This is a genomic window from Paenibacillus oryzae (assembly GCF_001675045.1).
Classification (GTDB): Bacteria; Bacillota; Bacilli; order Paenibacillales; family Paenibacillaceae; genus Pristimantibacillus; species Pristimantibacillus oryzae.
This window is the reverse complement of the sequence record NZ_LYPA01000047.1, coordinates 97,959-111,048: the sequence shown is the minus strand read 5'-3', so window position 1 is coordinate 111,048 and position 13,090 is coordinate 97,959. Positions and strand designations below refer to the sequence as shown.

The window sequence follows — 13,090 nt, the reverse complement described above, 5'->3', positions numbered from 1 at the left end:
CGGGGATGCCATCTATATGATTTTGTTAGTTTACGTAGCACTCTGTCATGTTGTTTGCGCTCCGTTCCGGTACTCCTGAGGCGTAACCCCAAATTGCTTTTTGAACACTTTAATAAAATAAGCGGGCTCCAAATAACCGATTTCAGCACTGATTTCATACACCTTTTTTTCGCTTGCCCTCAGCAAATGGCAGGCCCGCTCCATTCGAAGCCGCGCCACATAATCGCTGATGCCTTCGCCCGTTTCGAGCTTATAGATCTTGGACAAATGTGTCGTATGCAGGTTCACATGATCCGCCAAAGCCCGCAGCGAAACGTCCAGGTGCAGGTTTCTTTCCGCAAACTGCTGCACCTTCTTCACATAGCGGGAGCGGGTATCGTTCATTTCATTAGCGGTCGCCGAACGCAGCGCCGACAACGCCCCCAAGGACCATGCCCTTAATCTGCTGATGGAGGAGAAGGCTTCCCCATTCATCAATTGCTCTGTATTGCCTCCCTGAAGCCCCGATAACGTCAGCCCGTTCCGATGGGCGATATGGGTAAAAGCCGCCGCAATGAGAAACCCCGCTTCCATGCAGTGCTCCAGAGAATCGGAATAATGCTCGTCAAGCTCGCCAAAAATAGCCCCCAGCTTCTCCTCTGCGGCATCCCAACGGCCAGCCTCCAGCAAGCTTCCTAGCAAAGGCGGCATATGAATGCTCTCCAGCGTGCCGTGCGAAGGCGATTTTTCTTCCTCGCCAAGCACCATAATAAATTCGCGCTCGTCCCCGACAATTTGGCGAAAGCTGCTCACCGAACGGCGGTAGCAGGCCGGCACTTCCTCCGGGAACTGAAACGGCTCCGTCATCACAATGGACAACGACCCTTGCAAATATTGCTTCACTTTGCTTTGCAGCCTTACCATCAACCCTTCCAGCAGCTTGTCGCCGCGGCGGCTGTCTCCTTCACTTTTGAGCTGAAGCAGGAAAACCAAATAACCGTGTTCATCTTTGACGCCCCACACATGCGCGTATTCACCTAAAATTTCTTCCGCAATGTTCATAACGGCGTACTCCACCAGATGCTGTCCATTGTTCCGGTATTGGCCAAACTCTTCTTCCATCCGCACTAGCATCAGCCAGCTGTCTCCAAATTTGACAGGCAAGGCGTAGCTTTCCAGCTTCCTCGTCCATTCCTCTCTGTGGAGCCGTTCGCCGCGCAAAGCCCCTAGCAGCAATTGTCCGCGCAGCAGCGGCAAATTTTCCCGCAGCGTAAACTGCGTGCGCTCGTAGGAGCTGATATTTGCCCATTCCGCCTGAAGCTGGTCTCTTGCGGTCTCCACCGCCGCAAACAATTCCTCGTCCGAAGGCGGCTTCAGCACATATTCAACCGCTTGATGGCGAACCGCTTCTTTGGCATATTCAAAATCGGAGTGGCCAGACAGAATAATGCATTTAATGCTCTTGTCCAGCTCCCGAATTTTTTCGATCAGCTGTATGCCCGTCATTTCCGGCATCAGGATATCGGAGATAACGATATCGATGCCGTTGGCCTGAATCAGCTCCAGCGCCTCCCGCGCGGAATAGGCTTTAAACACGCCGGTAATCCCCAATGTATGCCACGGCTTGTTCATCGCCAGATTATCTACCCAATGTGCTTCGTCGTCAACAATTAACAGTTGCAATGCCAGCTCCCCCTTTTGATGTCCAGACCTATGGCCTAACGCTTGTTTTGGTAAACTTCTATAGACATTACAACATTCAAGCCAATGCAGGAACTCCTTTTACTTCCGGCAGAGCCATGGCTAGTTTTTCTTTTTCCTCGGGCAGCCGCCAGATCAGCTCTGTACGGAAGCCGCCCAGCGGCGAATCGCAGAACCGGAGGCATGAGCCTTCACCGAACAAATGCATCAGGCGGCGGTTGGTATTCCAGAGACCACAGCCCATTTCCTCCTGAAGCGGCTCCTGCATTTTGCGCAGCAGCTGCTCCTGTCCCTCCTTGTCCAGCCCCGGACCGTCGTCGTCCACATAAATCCTGCAAAAGCCGTCCCCCATGCTCCCCGTAATAACAATCTCACCAGCGGCATACGACTTGGAAATGCCGTGAATGATTGCATTTTCGACAAGGGGCTGCAAAATAAGGCGCGGCACCTGCTGCCGCTTCATTTCCTCCGGCAGGTCAATCCGGTAGCGAATACGGCTGTTGCGCAACATCTGAATTTCCAGATAGTTGACGACCAGCTTCATTTCCTCCTCCAGCGCAGCCGTTTCCCGCTCCATACGGGTCGTATAGCGATAATAGGCGCTCAAATTATAGGCCATCGACACCACCGCCTCCTCCTCCTTCATCTGCGCCATGTTGATAATAAAGCCCAGACAGTTGTAGAGGAAATGGGGATTGATTTGCGCCTGAAGCTGCTTCAGGGTTGCCTCTCGCGCTCTCAGCTTTTCGCCCAGAACCTTTTCCACCAGCTCCTGAATTTCCCGGGACATTTCGTTGAAGCGGTAAAACAGGAAGGAAAACTCGTTGTTCACCTTTGCTTTAATCTGGACGGAAAAATCGCCCCGCTGCACGCTTTGCAAGCCGCGAATAAGCTGAATGATAGGCCGCTGCACATTCCGGTATAGCAGCACGGAGGCGCTAATGCCTACCGCAAGCAGCAGAGCCATAGTCAAATAAAATAGATTTCGGCTGGCGGCGATCGGGCCCAGCATTTGATCCAGAGGTACCGCGTCCACAAGGTACCAGTCCAGCTGCGTCGACCGAATGGAGCTGATCAAATAGCTTTGCCCATCCAGCGAAGCGATGTATTGCGCCTTATCGCCCAATTCCCGGCTATCCAGATCGTTCGCCAGGTCAGCCAGCAGGGACGGCGCTGCGCTTTCGTTGACAATCGGCGTTTCTCCCTTCCGGTAAAGCAAGGCATTGCCTTGTCCGCCAGCCTTGTATTCATCCAGCATTTTCCGGATATTGTCATGGCTGAAGCTGGCTTGAACAACCAGATCGCTGCCCTTCAGCGTACCCTGGTAACCGTAGGACGCCGCATAAAACCAGTTAAAGGTGCCATTCTCGGCAGAGCCGCTGCTCCGTCCATCGCCATAGGTCCATTTGCCCGACATATTGGCTTTCAAATAATCCTCGTCATAGGCAACGGGGGCCTTTGCATTGGAAATCGCTTCTTTGTTTTGCTGTGAATAAACGGAATAATCCACGGGCCATATATTGTTCAAGCCGGACTGTAATGACATTTTTTCCTGTACGACGTATCGCGTCTGCATCCGGTCATATCGGTCGTCCCATATATTCAGACCGTTGAATTTCTCTACGTTGGGATCGCGGGAAAAGGAGATAACAAAGTTCACCGTTTGCGAGATCCGGTTCTCCAGCTGGCTCGACAGGAAAACCAGTTGCGTCATATTGGACTCCTTCAGCTCCTTGCTGATAACATTATTCGTCACCCCGTTGGAATAGGCAAAAAGGATAACAATAGGCACAAACAAAAGGATAATCAAGGCATTCATTTTGAGAAACAGGCTGAATCTTATTGCGGTTTTCCGATTGACGAAATCCTGGCTGCCTGGAGCTGCTGCCATTTCTCTTCTCCCCCTCTAGATGAATCGTCTAAGGGTGTGTCTTCAAACTCAATCAAGGGCATCAGTCACCGCCTTTTCGCCCCCTGCTGCGTTACTTTTTCTCGACTTACCCCCGGTAAGCCTTCGAAAAAGCGCCTTGCAGGGAACGAAAATTCGGCAACATTTGCTCCCTGCGGAGTTTGAATACACACCCTAACAAAACGCTATCGATCCTAATATTGTCTTATAGAGCGCCATCAACTCGCTTTGGTACTATTTATATCAGGGATTGACGCAATACACAATTATGTTTTTTTGGGAGAGGGAGACGGATGAAAGCAACCGCATTGCAGAACACACCCCCCGGACTCACGCAGAGCAAGGGTAAAAAGAAATCAAAAAGACAGCCCTGGAGCCTGCATCTGATGGTGCTTCCCGCTGTCGTGCTTGTCTTTGTATTCGCCTATATTCCCATGACGGGAATTTCGATGGCATTTCAGGACTACTCCGCCAGGCTGGGCTTCCTGGGTTCGCCATGGGTGGGCCTGAAGCATTTTCGCAGCATGTTTGAAAACGAATATTTTATCCAGATTACTTGGAACACGCTGCTGTTTGCCTGCTCCAAAATGGCGCTTAATCTGATTATTCCCTTCCTGTTTGCGCTTCTGCTGAACGAGGTGCGCCATATGGGGCTAAAACGCGGCATTCAGACGCTGGTTTATCTGCCGCACTTCCTGTCGTGGGTGACGTTGTCCGGCATTTTGATCGACGTGCTTGCCCAGACGGGGCTGCTAAACCAATTTCTAAGCAACGTATTCGGCATCAAGCCGATCTTTTTCCTTGGCGATGGCTTCTGGTTCCGCATGACCATCATTTTCAGCGACGTGTGGAAGGAATTCGGCTTTAATACCATCGTTATCCTTGCCGCGCTGTCGGGAATTAATCCGTCGTTGTATGAAGCGGCCGAGGTGGACGGCGCAACTCGCTTGAAGCAGACGCTGCATATTACAATTCCGGCGCTTATTCCAATCATGATCGTTATCGCAACGCTTGCGCTGGGCAACGTGCTGAACGCCAACTTCGACCAGGTGTTCAACCTGTACAGCCCGCTGATCTACCAGCAAGGCGATATTATTGATACCTTCGTTTACCGGGAAGGCCTGCTCAGCGGACAATTCAGCTTTGCAACGGCGGTTGGCCTGTTCAAATCCGGCATCAGCCTGGTACTGATCATTATTTCCTACCGTCTTGCCTACAAATTCGCCGGCTACCGGATTTTCTAGAAAGGGGGAACTATTTTGTATCACAAAACGTTATCCTATCGCATCTTCAGCATTTTCAACAATATCTTTCTGAGCGTAGTTGCCGTTGTTTGCTTGCTTCCCCTGTTTCATTTGCTGATGGTTTCGCTCAGCTCCGCTTCTGCGGCAAACGGCGGTTTGGTTACCTTCTGGCCTGTAGGCTTTACGCTGGAGGCTTATTCCATCACCTTTGAGAATGAAAACTTTATCTCCTCCCTGTGGGTATCGCTGCAGCGGACGGTGCTTGGCACAACCTTTGCGATGCTGATTACATCGCTTGCCGCATATGCTCTGTCCAAGGAAACTCGCGACTTCCGGGCCCGCAAGGTTTACATGTGGTATTTTGTCATCACGATGCTGTTTAGCGGCGGCATGATTCCAAACTATATCCTGATTCTGAAGCTGGGACTGATGGATACGCTGCTGGCGCTTATTTTGCCCGTGACGGTATCCGTCTACAATCTGATTTTGCTGCTTAACTTTTTCCGGACCGTGCCGCGTGAGCTGGAGGAAGCAGCGTTTATGGACGGCGCGGGCCATTTCCGCACATTTATTTCAATCTATTTGCCCGTGTCGATGCCGGCGCTGGCGACGATCTCGCTTTTTACAATGGTTATGCACTGGAACGCTTACTTCGACGGCTTGATCTATATCAAGGAGACGGCCAGACTGCCATTGGCAAGCTTCCTGCAAACCATTATCGTACAGGCCGACATGACGCGTTTTGATCCAACCGTCGTTCAAAAGCTGTCTCAGCGCACCATCCGGGCATCGCAAATCTTCATCGGCTCGCTGCCGATCCTGATTGCTTATCCCTTCCTGCAGCGCTACTTCGTCAAAGGCATCGTAATCGGCGCGGTCAAGGAATAGGCATAACCCATACTGACAGAAAAGAGGTTTCTCCTATATGAGCAAAACATCACCCCTGCAGCAACAAGCATCGACACCAGCCGCAGGTGCGCAAACTCTCGGTTATCAAGGCAAAGGCACCTTGCCGCAGCTTGTGGCTCAAATGACGCTGGATGAAAAAATAGCCCAATTGATCCAGCTGGCCGTTCCCTTTTTCGAAGGGGCGGAAAGCGCCGGACTTATTACGGGCCCTATGGAAGCCATGGGCATAACCCGTGACACGGTGGCCAATGCCGGGTCCGTGTTAGGCATGGCGGGCGCCGCGGAAGTGATTGCCGTGCAGCGCACCCATCTGGAGAACAACCGCTTGGGCATTCCTCTATTGATGATGGCGGATATTGTGCACGGATTCAAAACGATATTCCCGGTGCCGCTGGCGATCGGCTGCTCCTGGAATATGGAGCTTGCGGAGCGAAGCGCGGAAATTGCGGCGCTGGAGGCCGCTGTTTCCGGCGTTCATGTCACCTATGCGCCGATGGCGGATCTGGTGCGCGATCCAAGATGGGGCCGCGTAATGGAATCAACCGGAGAGGACCCTCATCTGAATGCTTTGTTCGCCCGGGCTTTCGTTCGCGGCTTTCAGGGCAGCGATCTGGCGGGCGACATGGGCCGCGTTGCGGCTTGCGTCAAGCATTTTGCGGCATATGGCGCGGCAGAAGCGGGACGCGACTACAATACGGTGGACATGTCGGAGCGGCAGCTTAGACAGTTTTATCTGCAAGCCTACAAAGCCGCGCTGGATGAAGGCTGCGAAATGGTGATGACCTCCTTCAATACGGTCGACGGCATTCCTGCTACCGGAAATCGCAGGCTGATGCGGGATTTGCTTAGGAAGGAATGGGGCTTCGACGGCATTCTCATCTCCGATTGGGGAGCGGTAAGAGAGCTGATTGCGCACGGTATAGCCGCAGACGAACGCGAAGCCGCATTAAAAAGCATGGAGGCCGGGGTTGATATCGAAATGATGACCCCTTGTTATGTCAATCATCTTGAGGAGCTGGTGAAAACCGGCGAGGTGGATGAAGCGTTAATTGATGAAGCCGTGCTGCGGATTTTGACGCTGAAGGAAAAGCTTGGTTTGTTCCAGCAGCCTTACCGGGCCGCCGACCCCGATCGGGAGAAGGAGTTTGTGTTCAGCAAGGAGCATCGCGATGCCGCTTACGAGCTGGCGCTGCAATCCTGCGTGCTGTTGAAAAATGAAGGCGGCGTTCTCCCGCTGCGAGGGAATGCCAAAGTTGCTCTGATCGGACCGTTTGCAGCAAGCGGCGATGTGCTTGGACCATGGTCCTGGACGGGCTCGCGCGAGGATGCCGTCAAGCTGAATCAGGGGTTGGCCGCTGGGCTTGCGGCTGGCTCGGGCAAGCTGTATGTTGCGGAAGGCTGCGGCATCATGGAGCATCCCACGGCTTCCCAGTGGGAAGAGGCATTAGCCGCCGCACATAACGCGGAGGTTATCGTATTGGCGCTAGGCGAGGATTCCGATATGAGCGGCGAAGCGGGCTGCCGCGCAGATATTCGCTTACCGCAGGCTCAGCTGGAGCTTGTAGCCAAAGTGAAGGCGTTAGGCAAACCTGTTGTTGCGGTATTGTTCAACGGCCGTCCGCTTGACCTGCACGGCGTGCTGGACGAAGCCGATGCGGTGCTGGAGGCCTGGTTCCCCGGCTCCGAGGCCGGCCGTGCAATCGCCGATCTGCTGCTCGGCCATGCCAATCCGTCCGGCCGCCTGACGATGTCCTTTCCATACAGCGTTGGCCAGGTTCCGGTCTATTACAACGCCTTTAACACAGGCAGGCCGCAAGGCGCGCCTGACGCCCAAGAGCGTTACGTTTCCCAATATCTCGACATACCAAACGAGCCGCTCCTTCCGTTTGGCTTTGGGCTTGGCTATTCCGCTTTTGACTACAGCGACGCGGCCATTTCCTCCAAAACCATGAAATCTGACGAGGAGCTGTCGATATCGGTAACGGTAACCAATACCGGTGAAATGGCGGGAATGGAAGCCGTACAGCTTTATGTGCGCGATCTCTCCGGCGAGGTGGTGCGCCCCGTCAAGGAATTAAAGGATTTCCGCAAAATAGAGCTCCAGCCAGGCGAAAGCAAACGTGTCGCCTTTACATTGACCGAAGAGCAGCTTCGGTATTATCATTCCGATTTGAGCTTATCCAGCGACGCCGGAGCGTTCATCGCTTTTGTTGGACCAAACAGCAAAGAAAACACGGCTATGCCATTTAAGCTGGTCAAATAAAGAATAGTTGCAGCAACGAGGCTTCAGGCTCATTAGCCGGGGGCCTCGTTTCGTTCTATTTTGACAACATTGCCGTTTACTACGATTGCTTCATTATTGCTGATAGGGAGCAAATTCAAAGCCGATGAATAAGTATCCATTATTTTTTGCGCTGTTTGTTGGAAAGGCGGATTTCCATAATGAGGAATGGTATAAAAGTTTACCAGATTCAATGCGTCGAAGCTTTCTAAATCAGGCGCTTTTTCCACACTGTCCATTGCCCCTGCATATTCAATAGTAGCCGCTGTAATAATAGCTCCGGCAGATTCTCCGATATAGAGCTTGCCCGAATGCACCGCTTCTATAATGATTTGATCTGCGCCGGTTCTTTTCAGCTCTTGCAGCAAAAAGAACGTATTTCCCCCTGACACATAAATGAAATCATGATTATTTATTTTGCTGATCATCTCGTCGATTGAAGCTGTCGATACATCCAGCTCGTCAACAGCCAGGCCTATTTGCTCTAGCGCCTTTTTTCCCGCATTCACATAAAAAACAACCATCTCGACTTTGCTTGCGGTAGGAATAAAGGCTACGCTTTTTCCTCTCAAATCTCCTTCAAAGTGTATAAATTTATCCGCTACATCCACAAAGGATGATGCCAAAAACATCCTTTTCATTCATCATTGCTCCTTTCGTGTTGTCCTGTTTTCTGTAGTATACGCTATAATGGTGTCATAACATGAAACCTTTCATTCGAAAAGAGGATCGGCCATGAAACAGTCACTCCGGCTTCAGGATCTGATGCTGTATCTTAATGACAAGAAGTCATTTAACCTCAAAGAAATAATGAATCGCTACGCCATCTCCAAAAGCACGGCGCTTCGCGATGTTCAGGCTCTGGAGGAGATGGGCATGCCTATTTACTCCACGGCTGGAAGAAACGGCTGCTACAACCTGCTTCCCAATCGTTTATTGTCCCCTATTATTTTTACAATAGACGAGGTTCATGCCTTGTATTTTGCTATGCAGACTCTTAACGGCTATCAGTCGACCCCCTTTAGCTTGAACATTCAAAGGCTAAAGGAAAAGTTCGAAGGCTGCATTTCAGAGGAACGTAAAAAGAAACTGCAAAAAATGGAGATGATTTTCAGCTTGGGCCGTTATCAAAATCTAAATGAATGCAGCTGGCTGGAGACTATTTTGGAAATGGCGATAGATGAAAATGGCTGTGAGGTTCATTATTTCAAGGGGGATGCTCTGAGGAGCTATCATGTCCAATTTTTTGACATTACCTCTGCTCACGGACAGTGGTATGCAGCAGCCTATAATTTCGAGAGCAATAAGCCGCAAATATTCCGTTGCGACAAAATCCGTTCTGTGAAAGCCTGTAATCTCTATTTAGCCAAACCGCTTTCCGAGCTGCTTAATGCCTCCAAAGCGATGTTTCGGGATAAAGAGGCCATTACCTTTCAGGCAGAGGTTTCAAGCAGAGGAGTCGATCTTTTTTATAAGGAGCATTATCCTTCAATGGAGCTGCTGCAGGAGCAAGGTCGTTACTTCATTAAAGGCTTTTACAACAAAGGCGAAGAGCGGTTTATTGCAAATTACTTGATGAGCTATGGAGCAACGATTAGGTCCATCCAGCCAGACTCCGTAAAAACTCTAATTCAGGAGCAATTAGCTTCCGTAACCAAACACTTTAATTCTATATGAATCAGAGTTGTTTAATAGCAGGGCCAAACCTCAAGGTTCTCATACATGCAGCTTTATACCAAAAAGCACATCGCAATTGCTGCATATAGCAACATTACTGCGGTGTGCTTATTTAGCTCTATTCCACTGAGGCGTGTCAGTAACCCGATCAAGGGCGACTTCCTGCGGTTTCGCGCATGGAATGGCGATGTTACAGGTCGGCAAGCACCTGATACCAAACTCCACGCTTCGAATACAGCGTTTCGCGTACATGCTGCCAGCCGCCAAGATAGGAAATATCAAACAGCTCCTGCGGCACGACATAACGATCCGCCGTTTCCTTTGCCACTTCCTCATTGACGGCGCGGAAGCCGTATTCCACAAACTTGCGCTGCGCCTCGGGGCTGTGCAGAAAGGCTACAAATGCTTCCGCAACATCGCGCGTGCCATGCTTGTCGACATTTTTGTCCACTACGGCAGCAGGATTTTGAATTCTGATTGTTGACTTCGGAATAACGATGTCATAAGGAATGCCTTTGGCGATACGCGCCAGCAATTCATTTTCATAGGTCACGATAACATCGCCCACGCCATATTCAAAAGCCGCCATGGAGGCCCGCCCGCTTTTGTCCAGCGACTCGACGTTGTGATGAATGGACTTCAGAAACTGCTTGGCATATTCCGGCGATTTCTCCCCGTTCAGATCCTCCGATTTTTTGAGGCCAGCCCCATAAATGGCATTGATGTCCCATTGCGCGCCGCCGGAGGTTTTGGGGTTGGGATAAAGCACCTTTACCCCATCTGCAGCGAGGTCCTCCCAATCGGAAATACCAAGCGGATTTCCCGGTCTCGTTCCCAAAACAACAATGGATTCGGTAATCATGCCATCATTGGGGGAGCGCCAGTTCTTTGTAATAAAACCGGCATCCTCCACCTTGTCGATATCGCCTTCCATGGCCAATACGGCAACGTCAGCCTCAAAACCGCCGGCAATCGCTCTCGCCTGCGTACCCGAAGCCTCATAGGATTCCTGGAACACAACCGTTTGGCCCGTTTCCTCCAGCCACTTCTGCTTAAACTCTGGAAGCAGCTCCGCAAAGGCGTCCTTGACGACGGAATAAGCGCCGATAACAAGCGTTACCTGTCCCTCTGCAGGTGTTTCGCCACCATCCTCATTGCCGTTATTTCCGCTATTTCCGCTGCAGCCCGCTATAATGAGCAGCAGCACAAGCAATGCGATTGCCCGCGCTGCGCCGGATCTTCCCTTTTTGATTCCCATCATCACAACATCTCTTTCTCGTGAAAGTGGATAAGTTGAATAAATCAATTTCAGCGAAGAGGGCCGTCATGCGAAAGGTCCTTCCGATCGCAGTTGTTTCAACATTTCATGATTTTATAGGTTTAATGTTGAAATCTAGAAACACAAGCGAGCGCTCAAAACGTTTTGGAAGAACGTTGCTTCGTAAGCATAGGCTTTTTCCAGAACCATGCACACTCTGGCCTTCTTTTGACAATTCTTTAGTCCAACTTATAGATGAAACCATTAAATGAACATAGGCATTGGGTCTACTTTAAGCGGGTTTTCAAGAATCCAGCTGCGGGAATCGTTAAACAGATATGCCCGATGCAGGAGCACGTTAACCTGTTCGCCGGGATGCAGCACATCCTTCTCCAGCGACCGGTACGTGATCAGCTTGGTGGAGCCAACCTCAAGCTCAACCATCCATTCGCTGCCGCGGAAATGCAAATGCTTCACAACCGCAGGCATGGTTGCGGATACCAGCTTGATTTCTCCCGGCTTGCCAAGCTCGATGTATTCGGGACGAATAAGCGCCTTGGTGCCAGATTCGCTGGAGGCATGCTCGAAGCCCTTGAGCTCCGACAAATCCTCCACAATGGTGGATTCCCCGATAAAGCTGGCTACAAACGGCGTTGCCGGTTCTTTGTAAATATCCCAAGGGCTGCCCTTTTGCTCCAGCCGTCCTTTGCTGATGATCATAATTTCGTCCGCAACCTCAATGGCTTCCTCCTGGTCGTGCGTGACGAAAATGGAGGTAATGCCTACGCTTTCGATCAAATCCTTCAGCCAGGTGCGAAGCTCGGAACGAATTTTGGCGTCGATGGCCGCAAATGGCTCATCCAGAAGCAGAAGCTGAGGCTCGGGAGCAAGCGCCCGCGCAAACGCCACCCTTTGACGTTGGCCGCCGGACAGCTGATGCGGGTAACGATGCTCAAAGCCCTTTAGACCCGTCAGCTCCACCAAATACATGACGCGCTCGCGGATTTGCTCTTTGCTTTGTTTCTTCACCTTGAGTCCAAACGCTACATTGTCATAAACGGTCATATGCTTGAACAAGGCATAGTTTTGAAAAACAAAGCCGATGCCGCGTTCCTGCGGGGGAAGGTCGTTTACCCGTTTGCCATGAAAAACGATATCTCCGCTGGAAGGCGTTTCGAGTCCCGCCAGCATTCGCAAAATCGATGTTTTGCCGCCGCCGCTTGGCCCCAAAAGGCCAATCAGCTTGCCTTTTTCAATATCAAAGCTGACATCCTTGACCGCATGAAAATCGCCGAAGCTTTTGTTTAAACCCCGCACCTCGATATGCATCCGCTAATGCACTTCCTTTCGTTTTTTTGCCCATTCCATGAGCAGCAGCAAGCCTACGGAAAAAGCCGCAAGCACTAGCGCAACTCCATTTGCGGCAACCACATTAAAGTTTTCGACATCCTGATAAACCAGCGTTGTAGCCGTTTGCGTTTTGTTCATAATGTTGCCCGAAACAACCAATACTGCGCCAAATTCGCCGAGCGAACGAGCTACCGTCAACACGACGCCATAGATAACCCCAAAGCGTATGGACGGCCAGGTAACCATCCAAAAGGTATACCAGGGATACGCGCCCATCATGGATGCGGCTTCCTCCTGCTGCGACCCGATTTCCTGCAGCACCGGCATAACCTCGCGCACCATAATCGGGAAGGTAACAAACAAGGTCGCCAGAATCATACCCGGAAGCGCATAAACCACCTTAAAGCCGATATCTTCAAAAAAAGCTCCAATAATCGTATTAGGTCCAAGCAGCAAAACAATCATTAGGCCGCCAATGACGGGCGACACCGCAAAAGGCAGATCCACAATGCTGTTCAACAGCCGTTTTATTTTGCCCCCAAGCCATGTTCCCCGTACAAGATACAGCGCCAGCATCACGCCAAACAAGGTGTTGATTGCGGTAACGACTACAACAATGATGCCCGTCATCATCAATGCATGAAGCGATTGCGGACGAAGCAGCGCGTCTACAAAAGACTGCGCCCCGTCGCTCCAGGCTCCAACAGCTATTTGAATCAGCGGCACGATAAGCAGCAGCCCAAATACGACATACGTCAAACCGATCCATAACCGTCTTATGC

10 protein-coding genes are annotated in these 13,090 nt (G+C 51.1%); 4 read left to right on the top strand and 6 right to left on the bottom strand.

Features of this window, described 5'->3' with window-relative positions:
* Positions 1-45: 45 nt before the first annotated feature.
* On the bottom strand, positions 46-1,662 hold the full coding sequence (locus A7K91_RS09585; RefSeq protein WP_068682042.1) for a response regulator: 1,617 nt from the start codon (positions 1,660-1,662) through the stop codon (positions 46-48).
* Between the two features lie 76 nt (positions 1,663-1,738).
* Positions 1,739-3,571: a sensor histidine kinase gene (locus tag A7K91_RS09580; protein WP_068682041.1), complete on the bottom strand. Its 1,833-nt coding sequence runs from the start codon at positions 3,569-3,571 to the stop codon at positions 1,739-1,741.
* A 311-nt stretch (positions 3,572-3,882) separates the two neighbouring features.
* Between A7K91_RS09580 and A7K91_RS09575 the strand changes: the two genes are divergently transcribed.
* The 3 genes from A7K91_RS09575 to bglX all read left to right on the top strand — a co-directional run bounded on the left by A7K91_RS09575 (position 3,883) and on the right by bglX (position 8,005).
* On the top strand, positions 3,883-4,833 hold the full coding sequence (locus A7K91_RS09575; protein WP_068682040.1) for an ABC transporter permease: 951 nt from the start codon (positions 3,883-3,885) through the stop codon (positions 4,831-4,833).
* 15 nt (positions 4,834-4,848) lie between these two features.
* The gene (locus tag A7K91_RS09570; RefSeq protein WP_068682038.1) at positions 4,849-5,721 is read left to right on the top strand and encodes a carbohydrate ABC transporter permease; all 873 of its coding nucleotides are present in this window, start codon (positions 4,849-4,851) and stop codon (positions 5,719-5,721) included.
* Positions 5,722-5,863: 142 nt separating this feature from the next.
* Positions 5,864-8,005 carry a beta-glucosidase BglX gene (bglX, locus tag A7K91_RS09565; protein WP_068682172.1) on the top strand — a complete coding sequence of 714 codons (2,142 nt, stop codon included), beginning with the start codon at positions 5,864-5,866 and terminating at the stop codon, positions 8,003-8,005.
* A gap of 32 nt (positions 8,006-8,037) precedes the next feature.
* On the opposite strand, the gene A7K91_RS09560 is transcribed toward bglX, so the two are convergent.
* Positions 8,038-8,664, bottom strand: coding sequence for a peptidase E (locus A7K91_RS09560; RefSeq protein WP_068682035.1), 627 nt, complete (start codon positions 8,662-8,664; stop codon positions 8,038-8,040).
* A gap of 94 nt (positions 8,665-8,758) precedes the next feature.
* Here A7K91_RS09560 and A7K91_RS09555 point away from each other — a divergent pair, with 94 nt between their 5' ends.
* On the top strand, positions 8,759-9,700 hold the full coding sequence (locus tag A7K91_RS09555) for a helix-turn-helix transcriptional regulator (protein ID WP_068682033.1): 942 nt from the start codon (positions 8,759-8,761) through the stop codon (positions 9,698-9,700).
* A gap of 190 nt (positions 9,701-9,890) precedes the next feature.
* Here A7K91_RS09555 and A7K91_RS09550 read toward each other — a convergent pair whose 3' ends face one another.
* From A7K91_RS09550 to A7K91_RS09540, 3 genes are all read right to left on the bottom strand, one after another.
* Positions 9,891-10,958 carry a sulfate ABC transporter substrate-binding protein gene (locus tag A7K91_RS09550; RefSeq protein WP_068682166.1) on the bottom strand — a complete coding sequence of 356 codons (1,068 nt, stop codon included), beginning with the start codon at positions 10,956-10,958 and terminating at the stop codon, positions 9,891-9,893.
* Positions 10,959-11,222: 264 nt separating this feature from the next.
* Entirely contained in the window at positions 11,223-12,287 is a 1,065-nt protein-coding gene (locus tag A7K91_RS09545; RefSeq protein ID WP_068682031.1) for a sulfate/molybdate ABC transporter ATP-binding protein, read from the bottom strand.
* Positions 12,288-12,290: 3 nt separating this feature from the next.
* Positions 12,291-13,088, bottom strand: a complete 798-nt coding sequence (locus tag A7K91_RS09540) for a sulfate ABC transporter permease subunit (RefSeq protein WP_068682164.1) — start codon at positions 13,086-13,088, stop codon at positions 12,291-12,293.
* Positions 13,089-13,090: the final 2 nt, after the last annotated feature.